A 22,624-nucleotide genomic window follows, 5' to 3' on the forward strand; every position below is an offset into this window, starting at 1 on the left:
TCTTCAGCAATATGGTAGCCACTTTTGTGAGAATTCCCGGATATAACATTACCGAAGAAATCTACAACGGTTCGAGAACCGTGGTTTATCTAGCAGTTCGAGAAACTGACTCCTTAAGAGTAGCAATCAAACTGCTGAAAAATCCTTATCCCAATTTCAGCGAACTCTTGTCGTTTCGCAATCAGTATGTCATTGCGAAAAATCTCAACTCACCTCTAATTGTCCAAACTTATAGCCTAGAACCTTACCAAAATGGCTATGCTTTGGTCATGGAAGATTTTGGCGGAATTTCTCTCAGTGAGTGGAAAATAAGAGGAAATCTCCAATCTCTACAAGAATTTTTAGCGATCGCGATCACTCTGTGCGACACCTTAGATTTGCTTTACCAAGAGCGCATTATCCATAAAGATATCAAACCTAGCAATATATTAATTAATCCCGAAACAAAACAAGTTAAATTAATTGACTTTAGTATTGCATCACTTTTACCAAGAGAAACCCAAACCCTCGTAAATCCTAATGTGTTAGAAGGGACACTTGCTTATGTTTCCCCTGAACAAACAGGCAGAATGAATCGGGGAATTGACTATCGCACAGACTTCTACTCACTCGGTGTAACTTTCTACGAATTACTCACTGGAGAGTTACCTTTTGCGTCCAACAATCCAATGGAGTTGGTACATTCTCATATTGCAAAAATCGCACCATTAGTACACGAAATTAATTCAGAAATTTCATCTGTACTATCAAAAATTGTCAGTAAATTGATGGCGAAGAATGCTGAAGAGAGATATCAGAATGCCTTGGGACTAAAATTTGATTTAGAAAATTGTCTGCATCAGTTACAAGTTTCGGGTAAGATTGAAAGTTTTGAAATTGCACAGCATGATATGTGCGATCGCTTCATTATCCCCGATAAACTCTACGGACGGAAAAAAGAAGTTCGGTCTTTACTCAAAGCCTTCGAGCGGGTTGCTAGCGGCAGTTCTGAACTAATGCTGGTGGCTGGTTTCTCTGGTATTGGCAAAACTACGGTGGTGAATGAAGTCCACAAACCCATCACCCAACAGTGCGGCTATTTCATCAAAGGAAAGTACGACCAGTTCAATCGCAACATTCCGTTTTCAGCCTTTGTCCAAGCTTTTCGCAGCTTGATGGGACAAATCCTCAGCGCATCCGATACAGAATTAGCTCACTGGAAGGAGCAAATGCTTGCTGCTGTTGGTGAAAACGGACAAGTTCTGATTGAAGTCATTCCCGAACTAGAATGCATTATTGGTTCCCAACCCCCGATAATCGAGTTGGTTGGTAGTGCATCTCAGAATCGGTTTAATCTGCTCTTTGGCAAATTTATTCGGGTATTTACGAAAAAAGAACATCCCTTAGTGATTTTCCTCGATGATTTGCAGTGGGCCGATTCTGCTTCTTTGAACCTTTTGAAATTGTTGATGAGCGAGTCAGAAGCAGGCTATCTACTCGTACTCGGAGCTTATCGAGATAATGAAGTTTTTTCAGCCCACCCGCTGATGCTAACCCTGAATGAGATTAGAAAACAAGGTGTCAATCTCAATACTCTGATGTTGGCTGCTTTGAATGAATTAGATATTACCAGTTTGGTTGCCGATACATTGCAGTGTTCAAATAATATTGCAGCGCCGCTTTCGCACTTGGTCTACCAAAAAACTCAGGGAAATCCATTTTTCACCATTCAGTTTTTGTACGGACTGCACGAGGAAGAATGTATTTTTTTCAATCGTTCCTCCGGCTATTGGCAGTGTAACTTAACCCAAGTGACACAGTTAGCTCTGACGGATGATGTTGTAGAATTTACGATCCGACGATTGCAGAGGCTACCAGAAGCAACACAGCAAGTATTAAAGCTAGCGGCGTGCATTGGTAATCGATTTGATTTAGAAACATTAGCAGTAGTTTGTGAAGCTACTCAAGATAGTGTAGCAGCAGATTTGTGGCGATCGCTTCAAGAGGGGTTAGTGATTCCAGAAAACTCAACCTACAAGTTTTTCCAAGGAAAGGAAGACGATGTAGAAGCGGTTGATAACGTTACTGTTAGTTATTTGTTTCTCCACGACCGAGTGCAGCAAGCCGCTTACTCTCTCATTCCTGAAACTTTGAGACAAGCAACCCATTTCCAAATTGGCAAACTTCTGCTTGCTAATGTTTCGCCAGAAGAACAAGGCAGCAAAATTTTTGCGATCGTCAATCACTTAAATGAGGGCTTTGTACTTCATCAAAGCCAGGAAGAACGTTCAGAACTTTTACAGCTAAACTCTATTGCCGGGAGAAAGGCTAAAGAGTCTACTGCCTATGGGGTTGCTGTTAACTACTTTACGGTAGCTGAGAGCTTATTACCTCCAGATAGTTGGCAGCAATGTTATGAAAAGTCTTTAGATGTTTATTTCAATCTCGCAGAAGTTAAGTATTTGTCTGGGGATTTTCAATCTTCTCTAGCCATTGTTGAAACGATTTCTAGCTTTGCAAGACAACAAATTGAAAGAGCTGAAGCCTTTAACCTAGCAATTTTGATGTTCACATTGCAAGGTCAGTACCTCCAAGCACTTCAGTATGGACAAAAGGCATTGTCTTGCTTGAATTTTGATTTATCAGAAATAGACTTACCAGAAAAACTTGAATATTACCAACGTGAGATTCAATTGAAATTAGGCGATCGCACAATAGAGCAGCTCGTTGATGAACCAGAGACCACCGATCCAGAAAAACGCCTGATTATCAAAATCTTGAATAATTTAATCGTCCCTGTTTATGTTCTCCAAAAAGGAGAGCTATACTTTGTCGTCGCGTTATCGATGGTTTCAGTATCTCTCAATTTTGGCGTAATAGCTGAATCAGGAAATGGATTTTCCGCCTATGGAATGTATCTCGGATATTATCAGAGCAACTATCAATCTGGCTATGAATTTGGAGTACTTGCAGAAAGTTTAGCCAAACGATTTAAGCAAGCAGAAAATCTATGTAAAGCTTGCTATATGCTGGGGAATAATTTGCTTTCCTGGGTGCGCCCCTTGCGTTGCTCTGGGCCGATTTTCGATCGCGGATTAGTGGCTGGGCTACAGTCTGGGGAGATGGTTTTCTCAGGTAATCTTTTGATGTACAAGCTGCTCAATCCATTTTATGCAGGAGAAAGTTTATTAGAAATTCAGCAAAATCTTCCTGAATATTTAGAATTTTGTGCCAAGAAACTTAACTATCAGCTGACTGTGGATGTACTCTCTGGATTAAACATTGCGCTTGCTGAACTTACAGCCAGTCATGCTCTTGATATCCCGACTGAACAGCAGCATCTTGAAACATGTAGGATAAACAACAGTGATTATGCAATTTGTCACTATTTGCTCCTAAAAACTAAAATTCTCTGTTTTTACGGGCGCTATGAGGAGGCATTGGAATCGGCTCAGGGGGCTGAAGACCTCGTTGGTACAATTACTGGAAAATATCAGGTTGCAGCGCTCAATTTTTATCAATCTATTGCGATCGCTGAATACTGCCGGACTCATTCTCTAGGTTTAGACAATAGTTACATCCAAAAAGTTAAATCAAACCAAGCGCAACTGAGTCTATGGGCAGCTAGTTGTCCTGAAAACTTTGCTCATAAATACGATCTCGTGAATGCAGTTTTAAGCGTTTTATCAGGACAAAAAACAGAAGCAATTGAACTGTTCGATCGCGCTATTTCTGGAGCTGAAGTCAATGGCTACCTCCAAGAAAAAGCCTTAGCAAACGAACTTGCAGCCAAATTCTGCCTCGAATGGGGCAAAGAAAAATTTGCCGCAGGCTATATACAAGAAGCTTACTATTGTTACGCAAAATGGGGTGCAAAAGCCAAAATTGCCGATCTGGAAAGACACTATCTGCAACTGCTAGCCCCTATCCTCCAGCAAATCCATACTCCCTTCTCCACTAGAGACACAATGTTCTCATTGGCAAATGTTACATCCATCAGTTCCAGCATTTCCGACAGTAGTAATGCATCTGTTGCTTTAGATTTAGCTGCCATTCTCAAAGCTTCTCATACTATCTCAGGTGAAATCGAATTTGAAAAACTGCTTTCATCATTGCTTGAGATCGTCATTGAAAATGCTGGGGCTGATAAATGCGTGTTTATGCTGTTGCGAGACGATCGCCTGTTAATCAAAGGGTCGATTACCATAGGTTCAAAGCCAGTTGTCTTGCAGCGTCTTCCGATTGAAGATAGCCAGGACATTCCCCACAGACTGATTTACAAAGTCTTGCATGATAGGCAAACTGCTGTGCTGGTGAATGCAAGTGCCAATCCGGCTTTAGCCAACGATCCATATATCATGCGTCAGCAGCCGAAAAGTATCTTGTGCAGCCCGATTTTGCATCAAGGGAAGTTGATGGGCATTTTATATCTCGAAAATAATTTAGCAACGGGAGCATTTACAAGCGATCGCATCGAACTTCTCAATCTACTCTGCGCTCAAGCTGCAATTTCTTTGGAAAATGCCCGACTGTATGAACGTTCCTTAGAATATGCCCAACAATTAGAACAGTCGTTTGCCCAATTGAGTGCGAGTAACTCTCGTTTTGAAAAACTTGTAGACAACGTGCCTGGGGTGGTTTTTCAATACCAGATGAGTGCTGATGGCATCCTCTCGCTAAACTACATCAGTGGTGACTGTTACAATTTGTACGAAATTACGCCAGAGCAAGCTGCTGCCGAACCAAAGTTTTTCGAGAAAATGGTACATCCAGATGATGTGGCTTCTTACCAGCAATCAAGGACTGACACAGTTCAAACTCAATCTCCTTGGTGCTGGGAGGGTCGAATCATTACCCCTTCAGGAATCGTTAAGTCGGTTCACGGCGAATCTAGAATTGAACGGCGCGCGGATGGCTCATTGGTTTGGGATGGGTTGTTTTTGGATATTAGCGATCGCAAGCAAGCAGAACTGGCATTGCAACAAGCGCAATTACAAATTGTTCAAAGTGAGAAAATGTCTGCTTTGGGTAACTTAGTTGCTGGTGTCGCCCATGAAATGAATAATCCTTTAGGTTTTATTGCTGCCAGTCTCGAACAAGCTAAACCAACGTTTACTGATCTTGTTGACCACTTAAAACTCTATCAAGAAACTTTACCCGATAAGAGCGAACAAATCCTCGACCATGCCGAAGAAATTGACTTGGAATATAGCTTATCAGACTTGCCCAAAATGCTTGATTCGATGACAATGGCGTGCGACAGACTCAAAAATATTAGCACTAGTCTTCGCACTTTCTCTCGTGCCGATAAAGATGATAAAGTGCAATTCAAAATTCACGAAGGTATCGATAGTACGATTTTAATTCTCAAACATCGTCTGAAAGCTAACGAACAACGTCCCGCGATTGAAGTTGTCACTAACTACGGAAATTTATCTTTGATTGAATGTTTTCCTGGGCAACTAAATCAAGTGTTTATGAATATTTTGGCAAATGCCATTGACGCCTTAGATGAATCGAATTTCGGACGAAGTTTTGAAGATATTCAAGCCAATCCTAACCGCATTCATATTACCACTTCCATAACAGATAATCTCGTAAAAATTGCCATTGCAGATAATGGCAAAGGAATGAGTGAAGCAGTCAAATCAAAGATATTTGACCATTTATTTACTACGAAATCTGTGGGTAAAGGTACAGGATTAGGGTTGGCGATCGCCCGTCAAATTGTTGTGGAAAAACACGGGGGTTCAATAGACTGCAACTCCTCTCCAGGAAAAGGTACAGAGTTTGTAATTGCAATTCCAGTGCGGCAATAAACAGTACTGAGTAGACCAGCTTTAGCTAAGAAGATTAGACTTCTTGGCATTTGTAGGGGAAAGGGTAAGGGGTAAAGGGGAAAGGGATGGAATTTCTTCTTACCCTTTCCTCAAGCGGAAAGCAAAAGTCACTTTTGCAAGAGGTCTATTCTGTCACCCCACTTGCACGCGATCGCGTAGCGTTCATGCAGAAAAGGCATCTTCTGAGACGCTTTACCTTAGCGGAAGCCTCTGGAAGAGAAGGCAATTGGATAAATTAAATTAAGCTTTTAGCAATTTTTGCGTAAGTCCTGCCTAACTCAGGACTGGCTCTAAATAAACTAAATCGGAGTTGAACATGTGTACTGAAAAAATCAATGAAGAGATATTGCTTTTACGTCAGCAAAATACCCAATTGCTACAACAGCTAGAAGCATTGCAAAACCTATATTCAACTATGCTGTTAGCCGAACAACATCAAATTTGGGAATTAGTTACTGATGAAGTCCCACAGGATTTACAACTGATAGAATTACAGTCGAAATTGGTAGATAATTCTGCCTTGGTGGAATCAACAAATAAAATTCGCGGACGGCATCATCAAGCGGCGGCAAGTGCTTTGGCTGAGAGTGAAGCTAAGTATCGCCAACTCGTGGAAAATATCAGCGACCTGATTTTCTCTATGTCAGTGGAAGGTCTTTTTACTTATGTCTCACCACAGTATAAAAATGTTTTAGGATGGGAACCTTCAGACCTACTTGGTCAACCCTTTGCCCCCCTGCTTCATCCTGATGATTTCCCTCTAGCTCAGAGAAAAATTCAAGAAATGGTGGAAACCAAAGGACAGCGAATCGCAATAGAATTTCGCCACCAAAAAAAGGATGGAAATTGGTGCTGGATGAGGTCAGTGGCTTCGCCAATTTTCGATTCAGATGGTGAAATTATTGGTCTTCATGGCGCTATTAGCGATATCAGCAGTCGCAAACAAGCTGAAGAATTAATCAAAGCCTCGCAAGCCGAATTACTCGCTTTGTTCAACGCTATGCAGGATGTGATTCTTGTCTTGGATGCCGAAGGAAGATACTTAAAAATCGCTCCTAGTGGTGCGCCCTTACTCTACCAACCTCCTGCGGAACTGCTGGGCAGAAAAATATATGAGGTTTTACCCTCTGCTTGTGCCGACTATTTTCTCAACTCTATTCAACAAGCACTCTTAACTAAAAAAACTGTGAAGGTAGAATATAGCTTGCCTATAGGTGGGCAAGAGGTTTGGTTTGAGGCGAATATTGCCAGCATGAGCGAAAACACGGTTGTTTGTGTCGCTAGGGATATCAGTGAACGCAAACAGATGGAAGACCAATTGCGACAACAAACAGAAAATTTAGCACAAACTCTTCAAGAACTCAGACAAACTCAAGCACAAATGATTCAAGCAGAAAAAATGTCTAGTCTGGGTCAACTTGTGGCTGGAGTTGCTCACGAAATCAACAACCCCGTTAATTTTATTCACGGTAATCTCACCTATATAGAGGAATATACTCAAGACCTGTTGCGAATAATTCACCATCAGCAGCAATCTGGTAATAAGTCGGAATTTCAGGCTTTGTGTGAGGAAATTGACCTAGAGTACATCCAAAAAGATGTACCAAGAATATTGAGTTCGATGAAAGTTGGTACTCAGCGCATCCGTCAGATTGTGCTGTCGTTAAGAACTTTCTCACGCATAGATGAAGCCGAGTTTAAAGCAGTAGATATTCACGAAAGTATCGACAGTACTTTAATGGTATTACAACATCGCTTGCAAGAAACAACAAAGCTTCCAGCCATTCAAGTCATCAAAGACTACGGCACATTACCTTTAGTGGAATGCTATGGTGGAGAACTCAATCAGGTGTTTATGAATATATTGGCGAATGCCATTGATGCTTTAGAAGAATGGACAATTGAGAATGCACAATTAAGAATAGACAATTTAACATCTGGGTTGTTAACTCCCACGATCGCCATTCGGACATCAGTCATAGATTCAGGTTGGGTAAAAATTGCGATCGCTGATAATGGAATAGGTATGTCAGAACAGATTCAACAACAAGTTTTCAATCCGTTTTTCACTAACAAGCCTGTAGGGAAGGGGACAGGTATGGGAATGTTTATCAGTTATCAAATTATTACAGAAACACATGGTGGCAAACTGGAATGTCATTCAACACCAGCAGCAGGAACAGAGTTTGTAATTACAATTCCAATTCAGCATTGACCAAATAATTCGTAGTTCGTAATGACGCTCCTGCGTCGCTAACGCTACGCTAACGTAATTCGTAATTACGGACAAAATTAATAATTAATTCATTCGGCTTTCAAGCCCCTTTACGAATTATTGTGACTATTGACTAATAGCTAAACAATCAGTTTCTGACCACCAAGCGTAAATAGGTGTGTCGCGGTCTGGTAAAGTGCCAAAAGTATTAGGTTGCAACACATTAATGCTAATGCCATTTGTTAATTGCATAACATAATTAACGTGTGTGCCCAAATACATAACGTTGACAAGCCGTCCTTCAAAACAGTTAACTGGCAAATTAGGTGGATACAGCGAAAGCTGTATTTTTTCTGGACGCACACTCACTACTACAGCTTGTGATAATTCAGTTGGTGTATCTTCAGCGCGGTTAATAACAATTGATAGTCCCATTTTTGTGGAAATTTTAATATTAGAGGAGTCTACCGCGACGATTTCACCACTGAATAAATTAGTATCACCAATAAAATCAGCAACAAAAGATGTACAGGGACGTTCGTAAATTTGGCTGGGAGTGCCAACTTGTTCAATTTTGCCTTGATTCATTACGGCAATGCGATCGCTCAAAGACAATGCTTCTTCTTGGTCGTGTGTCACCATCACAAAGGTTAACCCCAAGTCTTTGTGTAAATTTGATAACTCAACCTGCATTTCTTTACGTAGTTTTAAATCTAACGCCCCTAAAGGTTCATCCAGTAGTACCACGGTGGGACGGTTGACTAAAGCCCTTGCTAAAGCTACTCGCTGCTGTTGACCACCAGAAAGTTGATTGGGAAAGCGCGATCGCAAACTTTCCATTTTCACCAGTTTTAAAACTTCTTGGACTCTAGCTTCAATTTTCGATTTGGGTATTTTTTTTAACCGCAGTCCAAAAGCGATGTTATTCCAGACATTCAGGTGGTTAAATAGAGCGTAACTTTGAAATACAGTATTGACGGGTCGGCGGTAAGGGGGCACATTAGTCATGGACTGACCCTGAATAAACACCTTACCAGCGTCAGCAATTTCAAACCCAGCAATTAAGCGCAGTGTTGTTGTTTTACCACAACCGGAGGGGCCTAAAATACTAAAAAATTCTCCTTGTCTGACATCCAAATCAATTCCATTTACTGCTGCTTCTTGGTTAAAAAACTTGAAGACGTTACGCAGTTCAACATCAAGTGGCTGAAAACTTGTTATCCCCCTCTGATTTTGCATGACAATTTGAGCCATAATCCTCAGTAGAATGCCGTGATATTACGTTATTTTGTCAATTGCTCTAGTCTTTTGGGCAGACTATATTTGACACTTTGGTTTATTGTATCCGCCAAAAACAATTGTTCAAGAATATACTCGCCCGATTCTTTTATACTCAGTAAGGATAATAAGATTATGGTAGTTTTATATACTATTTTGCTGATAAATATTCTGTAATGAAGTTAACATACCTTAAAATTGCATATTAGCAATTGCTAAAAGGCTGGCCGGAATTGCGTTTATTCATTTTGAATTTTGATTAATCTTGAAATCCTCTTTGGCTTATGAGTTTATTGAATCCATCTCCACTTGGCGGACAAAAAAATACACGTACAGTTGGAAAGAGTTTCCAGCCGATATTTTTAATTATATTTACTCTACTGATGATCACTGGTATCAGTGTTCGTTTGGCATATTTGCAAATTACTGAAGGAGCAAGCCACCGAAAACGAGCCGAGTCAAATCGAATTCGGATGATCCCCAAACAACCAGAACGGGGCAATATCTTTGATCGCAATGGCAAACTTTTAGCCAGTACTCGCTATCCTCGCTCTGTATATTTGTGGCCGATGGCACATACCAAGCCAGCATGGTCAGTTGTAGGGGCACGTCTATCTCAAATTCTCGAAGTTACCCAAGAAGAGATGGAAAAGAAATTAGAAGAGGCAGGTGCTAACTCTTCTTCACTGATTCGGGTCGCTCGTGACTTGAACGAGGCGCAAATCACAGCATTGAAGGAGTATCAAGCCGAACTTCAAGACGTGGAAATCTCTACAGAGGCCGTTCGATATTATCCCCACGGCAAGGAATTAGCTCATGTATTAGGTTATACGCGAGAACTGACCGCCGAGCAGTTAAAAGAAAAGAAGCAGGAAGGTTACAGATTGGGTGATGTGATTGGTCAAATGGGAGCGGAAAAAGCTTATGAGAAAAGTCTCCGGGGTGAATGGGGTGGTCAGCAAGTAGAAGTTGATGGTGCAGGTCGCCCGCTCCGGGTTTTGGGTGAGAAACAGGCGAAAGCTGGTAACGATTTGCACTTGACCATAGATTTAGATATGCAAAAGACCGCAGAAAAAGCTTTAGGCGATCGCGACGGTGCGATCGTGGCTCTTGATCCAAAGAACGGTGCGGTTTTAGCAATGGTATCTCATCCCACCTTTGACCCAAATATTTTCTCAAAACAGAAGCTCACCCAAAAAGATTGGGAATTTGTCCAAGGTGCCGATCATCCCTTGGTAAATCGCGCCCTCAGCGCCTTTCCACCCGCTAGTACCTTCAAAATTGTTACCACCACAGCTAGGTCTAGAATCAGGTAAATTTTCTCCTAGCACAGTCCTGCAAACCTACGGTTCTTTGAGTTTTGGTGGCACCCGATTTGGTGAATGGAATCACGCCGGGTTCGGGCCATTGGGTTTTGTCGGAGCATTGCAGTGGAGTAGTGATACTTTCTTCTATCAAATTGGTCGCGGAGTCGGCGGCCCAACTTTAATTGAATGGACTCGTAAGTATGGATTTGGTAAAAGAACTGGCTTTGAGTTTGGCAACGAAGAGGCAAAAGGTTTAGTGCCAGATGAGACATGGAAGCAGAAAACTTGGAAGATACCTTGGACTGTAGGCGACAGCATTAATATGTCAATTGGTCAAGGTGCTTTACAAACGACACCTTTACAAGTCGCCATCATGTTTGCTGTGCCCGCTAATGGTGGCTATCGAGTCCAGCCGCATTTGCTTAAAGACAATGAAGAAGCAAAAAGCTGGCGAGAATCTTTAAATATGAAGCCGACAACCATAAGTGTTCTCCGTCAGGGACTACGGAAAGTAGTAGCAGAAGGTACGGGTAAAGCTTTAAAGCAGCCAACAGTTCCCCCTGTGGCTGGCAAGAGTGGCACTGCTGAAGCGTGGAAGGGGCGTGTTAAGCAAAATCACGCTTGGTTTGGAGCCTATGCACCTAGCTGAACAACCAGAAGTTCTGATTGTGGCATTTGCTGAACATTCCGGTGGCGGTGGTGGTAGCATTGCTGCGCCGATGATCTTAGAAATTATGGAGGAATATTTTCAGCGCAAGTATCCAGGTAAGTATCAGAAACCAGCGCCTAAGAGTCCTTAAACAATTCGCAATTACGTTTTGTGATAGCGATGATGCGATCGCTAAAGACATCGCGGGTATTGTCCAGCCCTTAAGGAAGTGGTGCTTCAGCCTCCATTAGGGGAAGCATAATTCGTAATTCGTAATTAATAATTCATTCAGGGTACAAACCTAATCAATTTATTGATAAAAAAATAAATTTGATTTTTTATTCAGACCTAGTGTATTTATAAGCCACTGCGGTCTTGGAGTTTCCCCAAGTAGAGCAAGTGGCGTGCATGGGATAATAATTACGAATTACGAATTATTTTGACTCCTGTCTTTTATGGCGATATCTGAGCGGGTTTTAAGTTTCTGGCTTTGTAGAACATTTCTAAACTATTGCGATCGCCTACAAAACGCCAGTGCCACGGCTCATAACTCACACCTTGAGCATTATCTTTGGGAAATGACATTTCAAAGCCAAAACGTGCTGCATTTGTTTGTAGCCACCGATAAGCTTTGGTATTTTCAAAGTTTGTTTGGAGATTAGTTGCTGGTACTGCTCCGTCTCCAACATCCACTGCATAACCTGTGTGATGTTCGCTATGACCAGGAGGAGCGCTGAGGGCAGCTCGTTGTGCTGGCGTTTGATTTCGCTGGGCACCGACAGCAAAAAACAACTGCTCCTGGTCTTTGACTGAGCGAAAGGCAGAAATTGGTAGTAAAATTACACCTGAACTCCGGGCTGCTGCTACCATCTCCTCAAACTTTTGGGCAGCAGGTTTTCGCATTCTAATGCCCCTATTTGCGGAGATGGTTACTAGTTCTGATTCAGGGGCTTCTGGGTATGGAAAATGCCCTAATACAGTATCGCTGGAATTATTAGATGCTGGCGGAGTTGGAGTTGTAGTAGCAGAAGTAGCTGGTAAAGGTTGAGAATCTGCGGTTTTTTTAGGTGCAGTGAGGAAAAACAAAAAACCGCTTATTAAAGCGAGCAAGACAAATCCCGCAAATCCCCCAATCAGCATAATTCGGGGTTGCAACCAAATTTTAGGTGCTGCAACAGGGGTATCGCGTACAGCCACTGGAATATCATCACCAAGGTCATTCGATGAGTTTTGCGGTTTTCCAGAAAACCCTGCCTTATTCAAAGGTAAACTCCTGTTTTTGTGGAATAGCCATAACAGATTTTGCACTGGACAAAAGTAAACGTAACAGGTAGCATTTTACATCTGTGGTTCTTGGGCGCAATCTTGACAAACCTTTTAGAACTATACGTCAAGCTGGGAGGATTAGTCCTGGTAAGTTTTATTCTGGGACGCAAACTACCTGTGACAGTTCCTACACGTTTGGGACTGTTTCTTTTTTGAGTGGGAGTACCCATAAGCATAGTATCGTTTTTGCGTCAATCTAGTTTATCAGGGCAAATTTGGATTGCACCTGCGATCGCTTGAAACTCCAAGAAAAACGCATCTTATCGTTCTAATTTAAGCACTTTTAGAACATGATTTTTAAATCCTATTAATCCACCTCGGCTACCCCAATGTTCGTTGAATGTAGGTAGGGTTTCCAACTTCATCACTTTACCTCCCTCAAGATGGACATGATAATAATTCTGTCAAATCCATACATTTAATCTCTATTGGAACAACAAACTTTATGTATCAATATCAGCTAGGGATTTTGTATAACCCCAGAATAGCTGCCACTCTGAACTTTTATGGTTTTAACATCACAAGTAGAAAAAGTGCTACTTGCTATGCTTGTAGAAATTTCCTTAAAGTCTCGTTCTGCGGGAAGCCGCTTCTCTACGTTCGCGTAGCGTGTCGCAGATAGACGCGTTCACGCAGCGTCTATGTAAAAAAATTGACTTTGACAAATAGTTTTAGCCTTAACTTAAGCGTATTGCTCTATAGGTAAGTTATTTCTGCGCGATTTCTTAGCATTATTAGAACGTGGCGAAGGAATTGACGCATATCAGTTAAAGTTCTACAGGATGTTGCCCATAATATGGCAAAGCCTCTGACCAATTAGGAAATTTGCCCTCTTGCCAATCGAGATTAGCTAGTTCTAAAATACTTGTCACCGTCGCTGCTAACCCAGATTGGGCTTGAACCAACTGATAACTAGTATTCCAATTCGCTAAAGTTTTCTGCCATGCTTCTGGTGTGAATACTCTATCTGGTAAACACACTTTTAGTTTAGATATATCTGGCTCAAACTGATAAATAGCAGCAAAAATTTGACCTCGTTGTGCTGGCATTTCCACAGCAAAAGCCGTTAAATTTTGACTTTTGCCTACTTCTGACCAAGCTACCGCAGCCAAAGTTGAGATTGCAAATACAGGAATATTTAACTGTTGCCCTAAAGTCCGAGCAGTAACAACACCAATTCGAGTTCCGGTAAAGCCGCCGGGGCCTTTTGCAACTGCGATAAAGGACAAATCTGCCCAAGTTTGTGGTTTGATAAATTCAATTAAATATTGATGCACTAAGCTAGATAAATCACGCCCCAAATTCCAAGTTTGAGAGCGAGTTTCACCATCAAAATTACTAATTACCAAACCTAATTCTGGTGTGGTAGTATGTAGTGCCAAAGCGTATTTATTTATTGCAATGTCTTTTAGTTCCGTTGTCAAAATTATTTAAAATATCTATTTTTATAGAGTTAACGCGATTTATTTAAGCATATAACATAGCGGTTCTTAATTGAAAAGCTACTGAATAATAATCAGTCAAACAGTCTTGTTACAAGGTTTGTGAGAGCCAATGCTTTGACTTGCTAATAGTGATCGCGGCTAGGATGGGGGATTTGGATTAGCGCCTTGCTGTCTCAATAGATAGTCCAAAACTCGGTCAATTCGCTCTAAGGCAGCACCTGTAGTCAGTTGAAACTCCTGAAACTGAGATTTTTGTTCCTCAAAATTGCGGTCAAGCTTTAGCATGAGTGCTTCTAATCGCTCAGTTCGTGCCTTTGTTTCCTCTATTTCACTGCCTGCCTTTGTAAATAGGCGTTGCGTGTGAGTGATAAAACTATCAACCTGATCAGAAACTTGGTCAACCTTTTCCCCTATCTGGTCAACACGTGCCCCTAATTGATCGAGGTGAGATTGAGTACGGTCTTGTTTTATAGTCAACTCATCAAGGTGAGATTGGGTGCGGTCTTGTTTTATAGTCAACTCATCAAGCCGTCTGTTCGCTGATTCTGCGTAGCTAGCAGTAGAAACTAGCAATCGCTTAACAGTTTCGAGTTCATCTTCAACATGGTCTAATCGCTGTGCGTTGGTCATGCTGTTTTTGCTTGGCTGGCTTCTTTATCTTCTGCGATCGCTGATGGACAAAATCTCATTACAGCAGAAATCATGTATTTTGACCATATCGGTTGTAGGGGCGCAAAGACTTGCGCCCCTACCGCGTGGTCTATTTACCTGAAAAAGCTGTAACATACACCAATCATTTTCTATCAAGTCGGCACTAATTCACCAGGACGCAATTTCGACCACTTACCTGTTTCCCGCTTAAAGCTCAGACAACCAACAACATCCCATTCCATTTCAATTACATCATCTTTAGTCCGAATGTTGACATTGATAGAAGGTTCATTGGGATCAAAATCTGGTGTTTCAGTCAAGTGAGGCTGTTGGTGCTGCCCTTCTACGGCATGATAGGTAACACAGCTGTCTACATAGTGGCAATTCACGCAAATACACATAATAGAACCAACTCCAGGGGCCTTTATTGTTAATCTAACGTAAGCCCAACTGTTATTCATGAGTTGCTGGGTTGATTTTTATTACAATGCTTGAATCAATTCCTCCTACCCTCGCTCCCGAAAATTGGCCTTTTAGTTTGGAATTCTTGCCACAACCCGCTTACATGGTAGGTGGCGCTGTCCGAGATGCGATTCTGGGCAGAACTCGCGAATATCTGGATCTAGATTTTGTTATACCATCGAAGGCGGTAAAGGTAGCGAGAGCGATCGCTCATCATTACAAAGCTGGTTTTGTGTTACTCGATGCAAAACGCCAAATTGCGCGTGTGGTTTTTCCCCACGCCACGGCTGATTTTGCCCAACAGGAAGGAGATAGTTTAGAAGTTGATTTGCACAGACGAGACTTTACAGTAAATGCGATCGCTTATAATCCCCATACGCAAGAAATTATCGATCCTCTGCAAGGTTATGTAGACTTACAACAGGGCATTTTGCGAATGGTATCACCCGCGAACTTTGAAGATGATCCTTTGCGGTTAATGCGAGGTTATCGCCAAGCCGCTCAACTAGGTTTTACTATTGAGCCAGCTACCCAAGCCGCAATTCGTTCTTTGGCATCGCATATCAGCAAAGTTGCAGCCGAAAGAGTTAGGGTAGAAGTTGGCTATCTACTGGCAAATTCTCAGGGTACTCCTTGGATTGCAAGTGCTTGGGAAGATGGTTTACTTGCCCCTTTGTTCAAGAATGCTACCCGTGAAAGCTTGCTCAAACTAGCAGCAGTTGACACAGCTGCCGCCTTACTCACAGAAAAGTGGCAACAACTAGGCGTACAACTGCAAGAATATGTCCGCGATAGTATTAAAACTACTTGGCTAGCTATTGCCAAACTTGCTTGTCTTGTCAACCCAGATCCAGTATTAGCAGAAATAGAGCTACAGGAACTAACTTATAGTCGTGCTGAAATCCGAGGTGTAACTACTGCTCTGAAACTGTTACCGCAATTTCAAGTAGTTGATATGTCATTGCGAGAACAATACTTTTTGTTTCATAACGCAGATATTGTGTTCCCCGCTACGGCAGTGCTAGCTGTAGCAATTAATAATTTGGTAGAGGCAATATCTGGTGACAAGCCACTACACACAGCAGTGGAAACTAAATCTTTGAGCTACCAAGTTTTAGCACCTTTGATCGACCGCTACCTCAACCCTGATGATGCGATTGCTCATCCTACTCCATTAGTAAGCGGGAAGGAGTTGATCGTAGCATTAGATATTCCAGCTTCGCCAATTATCGGTCAACTGCTGACTGAAATTGGGGTAGCACAAGCTGAGGGTAAACTTTCAACACCACCAGAGGCGATCGCTTATGCACGTCAGTTACTTGATTGGTTAAATATACTTAATTAATTTATGGTAATGTACCAAAGGCGATGCCTACGCAATTTTGGCACTCCTGGCTAAGGCTAATAAATCTGCAACTTCAAGTACCTTAAACATCCCTTACTTACCATAAAATACCGATCTTTATAGTCAATCCTTGCAATAACATACATCAATCATGCTACTATTTGCTTGACATTAGAACTGCTTTGCTATGTTATTTCCTAAAATTTAGCGCCGATGGACAACCGAATGAATTGTACACTAACCTATTCATTTTTATGCTTTAGTTGGTTGCCTGAAGATACTCTCATACATTAAATTAAACACTTATTAGAAACAAAGACTTTCAGGTTTTTCTGATGTGTGGAGTTTTTATGAATAGGTTTTCTTGGACAGGACTAACTGCTTATGAATGCACAGCCTTTAATTTTGGTTGTTGAACAGAGTTTACATGATTTAGAGCTACTTAATTCTCATCTAGGAATATTAAATTTTTCATGTATTTGTACCAAACAAGGAGTGAGGGCTGTAGTGTTGGCACAAACTCATCAACCAGATTTAATCCTGCTAGATATGAAGCTATCTAACTTGAGTGCAAACCAAGTCATTGACGATCTCAAGCATGACTCAAAAACTGCTACCATTCCAATTATTGCAGTCACACCTCTAAGAACGGTACAAGACGATCGCTCCACGATGCTCACAGCATTTGATGATTGCATTACTAAACCCTATGATTTTAATCAATTAGAAGTGGTAATCAGTCGTCACATCATTCAGCTAAATTTCTAACATTTATCTTAGGAATCGATTCGGGATTACGAAGTTCGGGTAATTCCTTGAGAATTACAACAATCCCAGTACGACCTGTTGCTAAATTGGTGTTTGTCATCAGGTAGAGGACAGGTTGACCAATAATTTCCTCAATCAATTTTTTTAAATCTGGTTTAATTATTTTTTCTAAATATAATCGTACTTGTTCAGCTAAAGTATCATAACCACCTTTGAGTAAAGTTTGTTCAGCTTGGGTAACAGAGTTTTCTAGAGAAATTACGATTTCAGCATCAAAAAAATGACAAATGATTTGGCTAGGAGACTTACCTAGTCTATCATTATATAAACTTATAATCCGCTGTGATATTTCTGTTTCTAATTGTCCAATAGTCGGTTGTACCATTAGTACCTACTATGTAATATTTATTGCTATAAGCGAAAAATTGAAGTATCCAACATTATAGTAGATGATTATGGATTCTGATAAAATAAATCACTATTTTATATGAAGTTAGTGTACCAATGTGATGTATCTAGTATGCATTGATTTAATAATATTTCCAATTTTGACGAAGTAAAATTTGTTAACTAACGATTTATGAAGTGTTCGGCTAATAACTGGATTTGATCGTCATTTGCTTATAGGTAATTAGCTTATTTTGTGCCAAATAAGCTCCCGCGTAGCCCGCCGTGTCTAAATCTCCCAACCCAGGAATAATATAGCCATGTTCATTCAAATGGTCATCAATGGCAGATGGATAAGCTAATCAGCATTCAAGTTGCATAATCAGGGCGGGCAAGATGCCATTAGTGTCAACTTAAGGTTAAAATCCATTTGTCAACGATAGGTTTTGTTAGAAACGAAGTATAAAGGTGAACTTTTTCTGACTTCTATACACAAGCTGGGAGTGATGCTAATAAACAAAGCATTAATAGTCCCTGAAAAAGTTCGTTTTTTGTCCCTTGAAAACCGAATTTTTAAGCCTAAATACTTATTGACATAGGAAGTTTGAGCTTAACTTGACACCAATGGCAAGATGCCCACCCCACAAGATATTGAGAAAATTTTCATCTGCAAATTAGATGTGTTTTAGCTTACAGCGTTACATCATAATGTAATGTACATTACAAAACTCTCTATACCTGCCAGTACAGCGAATAAGCGGATAAACTTAGGTTCTAATAAAGAGTGTGTTAGCCACTGAGATAATTTGTGAAAAACCAATATAACATAATATCTAGTGTGGTATTAGTCGTATTGTTGAACACAATAAGTCACACAGAAATTTCATAATTAGCGATTAATCACGCCTAATTTAAAGATGACTTTAAAAATGATTTAATCGAGAAATTTTGTGAGAAAGTTAATACAAAGGTATATTCACTGATCTCAAATTCATGGATTCTTTATTTATCAATTCCTTACTTGAAGAGTTGAAAAACCCGGATGCCACAGTGCGCGACAAGGCAACCAGAAAAATCTGGCGGATCTGGTTTCAGCAAAAGGGAATCTATGGGCTGGAAATAATTGACCGCAGTCAAAAGTTACTGGATGCAGGTGAAATTGCTGAAGCTGAAACATCGCTGACCGCATTAATTAAAGACCAGCCAGATTTTGCCGAAGCTTGGAATCGTCGAGCTTTCCTCTATTACAGTATTGGCGATTATCAAAAATCTCTGGCAGATTGTCAGATGGTTATACAGATAAATCCAATACATTTTGGGGCGCTTCATGGTATGGGCTTATGTTATGCAGCACTAGGAGAGTATAGTCAAGCTATCCGGGCTTTTCAACGTGCTTTAGAAATTCAACCCTATTCTCTAGTGAATCAAAAGTTGATTCTAGAATGTACATTTAGGTTCAGCTACAACGGCAGATAGGAGAGGGCATCATACTGTTTTATGAATCCGTTATCATCCTCATCAACAACAATTCATCGCCTTAGTCGCCATCATTTTATTCAATACACTTCTATCNNNATTAATAGCAGCGTCATTGCTGCTTGTACTAACAGCAATCAACCGTCAAATAACAATTTTCGGTTGAATAAAGTTAACTTTAGTACAAACNNNATAGCACAAGCAAAATATGGTGGATTTTACNNNACGATGTCTACTAGGGCTGCGCCTATGTTACTGGTCAAAGACTACAGTTTAGATGTAACTATCAAAATGAGTGGTCTTNNNGCGCTCAGTGGTAGTNNNTTGGTGATNGGGGGTACGGTAGATTTATTTATGAGTTATGGTATGGATGCCGTAAATGCCATAGCCACAGTTACAGCAATTTTCAAGAAAGACCCCTGGTGTCTTATTGCACATCCCAACACAGCAATTCAAATTCTTACCAATCTTATCTTTTACTCTGTTAAACTAAAGTTTTTTCTAACTATAGCAATCCTAAATGAGTTGTCAAAATCGAGAGACTAAGAGGATATAGGGGTTTTGTATTATGTTGTTTACAATCCCCAACGCCGGAGAAAAACACCTTTAGAAGGTTACAGCAGTTTTCTTTTGTATGAGGTACAAAGTCACTGGTTTTGAGGCAGGAGGCAGATCGCTTTTAGCGTCTCCCCTTGGGAGAAGGCAGGAGGCAGGAGGGAGAAGAATAATTTGATTTGTGAATCCTTAGTTCTGTACCTCATTTAGCTGCAAACTACTGTATCGCTTTGTAAATGGTGAATATCTATTGCAACCAGGAAATATTGTGGAAGTAAATCCTTACATAAAGAATATGTGGTCGAACATATTATACCTGCCTCAAGAGGTGGAGTAGCAAAGCCTTATAACCTTGTAATAGCTTGCCAGTCCTGTAATAGTATAAAAGGAAAATCTGTTTGGATACCAAATAACATTGAGGCAATTACAAAAGATTATTCTGAATGGCGTATATATATTATGGAGCTTGCTACAAACTATCAAAAAATTATATAAATTTAACAATAAAAAACTTAAATATTTAAAAGATTAATATTAATTTTTATATAGTAAAAATTAATACAAATAACTACCCAACTATTTTAACTTTTCCCTGACATAAGTACGAAATGATTTGAGCAAAGCAATTTCACCGATACTTTTACTCTGCTCAATAAATCTGCTTATCTCACTCACTGAAACTATAGAAAAAGCAATACTAAACTTACACTCGACATATTGCCCTTTTATCAACTGATAAAACTTTAAATTTTGCCCATCATATCTCCAAAGTTCAGTTACACCCAACGCTGAATAAATCCCCAATTTGTTAACTGAACTGCTAGTCATATCAATCTCAATTGCTAAGTCAGGCGGCGGTTCTGTTTCTAAATTTAGCGTTGCCCTACCTCTGACTTTCAATTCATTTTGTATATAATAGCAGTTATCTGGTTCTATACCTCGAAGTGCTAATCGTCGCTTCAGTGTTGTAGAACCAGCACTTTTAATTTCTACTCCCAGTTCTTCAGCTAAAGCGAATATAAATCGGTCAAACTGAATTTTAGGATTTTCGTGTTCAAAAAGTGGGGTCATAATTTCTAAAATACCGCAGTCGTAAGCAAACCGAGAACCTCTATGCTCACCTGTATCTCTCAGCAAGGCTTCAAAGGTTTCCCAGCTAACGTTGTGTAAGACTGTTCTTTGTTCCCCAAGGGTTGACTTTACAAGCATATTACAATACTTTTTCTGTCAGAATGTTAGATAAAATTCAGATAATTTTACCTATGTCATTAATATAATACTCGCCCAAATCAATTTCAATCACTTGCTCAATAAGTTTGAAAAACTTCCAGTTAGTTCCAGTGGTGATGGTTCCATAAAAATAATCATTTCTGCACGGGATTTTTCTGTATTACTTGCAAGAGCTAAAGGTGCATTTTCCCGCAATATTTATTTCTGCAAGAAATGGTGGAGAATCTACTTTATGTACAAATGCAAATATATCAGTTTTATCAGAAATGGTTAAGCTAAAGGTTTTCCTAACTCTATCTAAAGTAAAGTCACTGTATGACACTTTAGTTGATGCTGGAAATAATTGAAACAGCAAAGTTGTGCCAACTATTGTTAGTTAATAACTGGCACAATCAGCATCTAAAATATTGTCTACTTTTAACTAGAGAAGCCAGCAAAAAAATCAATAGTTTCTTTCAATGCTTTGATGAAAATATCAATTTCTTCGCGGGTGTTGTAGAAAGATAGACTTGCTCGTGCGGTTGCAGCAAGACCTAAGTAACGGTGTAATGGTTGAGTGCAGTGGTGTCCAGAACGGATTGCAACGCCTTCTTGATCTAATAATGTAGATAAGTCATTGGCGTGGACTTCTCCGGCGGTGAACGACGCAAGAGCGGCTCTCCCTTCTCCTGTCGGAGACGCTACGCGAACACCTTTTGCATTTGGTTTGGGGCGNTAAATTCTAATTTGGGGAATTTGCTCTAATTGTTGGAACAAATAAGCTGTTAATTCTGCTTCGTAGGCGTGAATTTTATCCATGCCGATACTGCTAAGATAATCTATTGCAGCACCAAGTGCGATCGCTTCTCCAATTGCAGGTGTACCAGCTTCAAATTTATGCGGTAATTCTGCGTATGTGGAATGGTCTAAATACACCTCTGCTATCATCTCACCACCACCAAAAAATGGTGGCATTGATTCTAACAATTGCAACTTGCCATACAGAAATCCTATCCCAGTAGGGGCGCACATTTTATGACCAGAAGCTACCAACCAATCACAATCTATTTTCTGTACATCAATGGGGTAGTGAGGAACACTTTGGCAAGCATCAACTAAAAATTTAGCACCATATTTGTGAGCGATCGCACCAATTTCTTCCACTGGGTTAATGCAACCCAAAGTATTAGAAATATGCACCACCGACACCAACTTTGTTTTGTCGGAAATCAGCTTTTTATACTGTGACAAATCAAAAGTCTCTTCAGGTGTCAGTTCCACGAATTTCAGTACTGCACCCGTTTTTTGTGCTACCAATTGCCAAGGCACAATATTACTGTGGTGTTCCATCACCGACAGAATAATCTCATCTCCCGGCTGCAAATTATTCATTCCCCAGCTGTAGGCTACTAGGTTAATCGCCTCAGTTGCGTTGCGGGTGTAGACGATTTCCTGACGCGATGCAGCATTAATGAATTTGGCAACTTTATCTCTAGCGCCTTCATAAGCATCAGTAGCTTTAGCACTCAGGGAATGGGCACCTCGATGCACGTTAGCATTATAGTGTTCGTAATAATCCCGCAGGGTATTTAACACCAACAAAGGCTTTTGCGATGTCGCAGCATTATCGAGATAAACCAAGGGTTTCTCATTGACTTCCTGATGCAATATCGGGAAGTCAGCGCGAACTTTATCAGCAAGGGTTTTGGTAGAGGTAAAAGTCATTGGTAGA

At 40.5% G+C, this 22,624-nt stretch carries 14 protein-coding genes and 2 pseudogenes; 8 read left to right on the plus strand and 8 right to left on the minus strand.

The window, feature by feature from the left end; all coding sequences use genetic code 11:
- Nucleotides 1-11: 11 nt before the first annotated feature.
- Together QUD05_RS08290 and QUD05_RS08295 are read left to right on the plus strand one after the other, a co-directional pair.
- Complete coding sequence (locus tag QUD05_RS08290; protein WP_289795646.1) at nt 12-5,798, plus strand: trifunctional serine/threonine-protein kinase/ATP-binding protein/sensor histidine kinase; 5,787 nt, start codon at nt 12-14, stop codon at nt 5,796-5,798.
- Nucleotides 5,799-6,135: 337 nt separating this feature from the next.
- A complete protein-coding gene (locus tag QUD05_RS08295; protein WP_289795647.1) occupies nt 6,136-8,034 on the plus strand; it encodes a PAS domain-containing sensor histidine kinase in 1,899 nt (632 codons plus the stop codon).
- Nucleotides 8,035-8,160: 126 nt separating this feature from the next.
- Here QUD05_RS08295 and QUD05_RS08300 read toward each other — a convergent pair whose 3' ends face one another.
- Nucleotides 8,161-9,288 carry an ABC transporter ATP-binding protein gene (locus tag QUD05_RS08300; RefSeq protein ID WP_289795648.1) on the minus strand — a complete coding sequence of 376 codons (1,128 nt, stop codon included), beginning with the start codon at nt 9,286-9,288 and terminating at the stop codon, nt 8,161-8,163.
- A gap of 308 nt (nt 9,289-9,596) precedes the next feature.
- Between QUD05_RS08300 and mrdA the strand changes: the two are divergent.
- A pseudogene (gene mrdA, locus QUD05_RS08305) lies at nt 9,597-11,419 on the plus strand (penicillin-binding protein 2).
- A 302-nt stretch (nt 11,420-11,721) separates the two neighbouring features.
- On the opposite strand, the gene QUD05_RS08310 reads toward mrdA, so the two are convergent.
- Nucleotides 11,722-12,531: a M15 family metallopeptidase gene (locus tag QUD05_RS08310; RefSeq protein ID WP_289795649.1), complete on the minus strand. Its 810-nt coding sequence runs from the start codon at nt 12,529-12,531 to the stop codon at nt 11,722-11,724.
- 102 nt (nt 12,532-12,633) lie between these two features.
- Between QUD05_RS08310 and QUD05_RS08315 the strand changes: the two are divergent.
- Nucleotides 12,634-12,831: pseudogene (locus tag QUD05_RS08315) on the plus strand (AEC family transporter); the annotation flags it as partial.
- 530 nt (nt 12,832-13,361) lie between these two features.
- On the opposite strand, the gene tsaB reads toward QUD05_RS08315, so the two are convergent.
- The 3 genes from tsaB to QUD05_RS08330 form a co-directional block, all read right to left on the minus strand.
- On the minus strand, nt 13,362-14,018 hold the full coding sequence (tsaB, locus tag QUD05_RS08320; protein ID WP_289795650.1) for a tRNA (adenosine(37)-N6)-threonylcarbamoyltransferase complex dimerization subunit type 1 TsaB: 657 nt from the start codon (nt 14,016-14,018) through the stop codon (nt 13,362-13,364).
- Between the two features lie 159 nt (nt 14,019-14,177).
- Nucleotides 14,178-14,669, minus strand: coding sequence for a 6-aminohexanoate hydrolase (locus QUD05_RS08325; RefSeq protein ID WP_289795651.1), 492 nt, complete (start codon nt 14,667-14,669; stop codon nt 14,178-14,180).
- A 173-nt stretch (nt 14,670-14,842) separates the two neighbouring features.
- Nucleotides 14,843-15,091 (minus strand): Ycf34 family protein, encoded by a 249-nt coding sequence (locus tag QUD05_RS08330; protein WP_251960287.1) that lies wholly within the window; start codon nt 15,089-15,091, stop codon nt 14,843-14,845.
- Nucleotides 15,092-15,177: 86 nt separating this feature from the next.
- Between QUD05_RS08330 and QUD05_RS08335 the strand changes: the two genes are divergently transcribed.
- On the plus strand, nt 15,178-16,497 hold the full coding sequence (locus tag QUD05_RS08335; RefSeq protein WP_289795652.1) for a tRNA nucleotidyltransferase/poly(A) polymerase-related protein: 1,320 nt from the start codon (nt 15,178-15,180) through the stop codon (nt 16,495-16,497).
- Between the two features lie 384 nt (nt 16,498-16,881).
- Nucleotides 16,882-17,265: a response regulator gene (locus tag QUD05_RS08340; RefSeq protein ID WP_289795653.1), complete on the plus strand. Its 384-nt coding sequence runs from the start codon at nt 16,882-16,884 to the stop codon at nt 17,263-17,265.
- Here the strand turns inward: QUD05_RS08340 and QUD05_RS08345 are convergent.
- Nucleotides 17,246-17,650, minus strand: a complete 405-nt coding sequence (locus QUD05_RS08345) for a Na-translocating system protein MpsC family protein (RefSeq protein WP_289795654.1) — start codon at nt 17,648-17,650, stop codon at nt 17,246-17,248. The two genes, QUD05_RS08340 and QUD05_RS08345, sit on opposite strands and share 20 nt — an antisense overlap.
- 995 nt (nt 17,651-18,645) lie before the next feature.
- On the opposite strand from QUD05_RS08345, the gene QUD05_RS08350 reads away from it, so the two are divergent.
- Entirely contained in the window at nt 18,646-19,128 is a 483-nt protein-coding gene (locus tag QUD05_RS08350; protein WP_289795655.1) for a tetratricopeptide repeat protein, read from the plus strand.
- An 804-nt stretch (nt 19,129-19,932) separates the two neighbouring features.
- Entirely contained in the window at nt 19,933-20,178 is a 246-nt protein-coding gene (locus QUD05_RS33950) for an HNH endonuclease (protein ID WP_354666173.1), read from the plus strand.
- 81 nt (nt 20,179-20,259) lie between these two features.
- Here QUD05_RS33950 and QUD05_RS08355 read toward each other — a convergent pair whose 3' ends face one another.
- Both QUD05_RS08355 and QUD05_RS08360 read right to left on the minus strand, forming a co-directional pair.
- Nucleotides 20,260-20,892, minus strand: a complete 633-nt coding sequence (locus QUD05_RS08355) for a Uma2 family endonuclease (RefSeq protein WP_289795656.1) — start codon at nt 20,890-20,892, stop codon at nt 20,260-20,262.
- 438 nt (nt 20,893-21,330) lie between these two features.
- Complete coding sequence (locus tag QUD05_RS08360; RefSeq protein WP_289795657.1) at nt 21,331-22,617, minus strand: SufS family cysteine desulfurase; 1,287 nt, start codon at nt 22,615-22,617, stop codon at nt 21,331-21,333.
- Nucleotides 22,618-22,624 lie beyond the last annotated feature (7 nt).

Source organism: Nostoc sp. GT001 (assembly GCF_030382115.1).
Lineage (GTDB): Bacteria > Cyanobacteriota > Cyanobacteriia > Cyanobacteriales > Nostocaceae > Nostoc.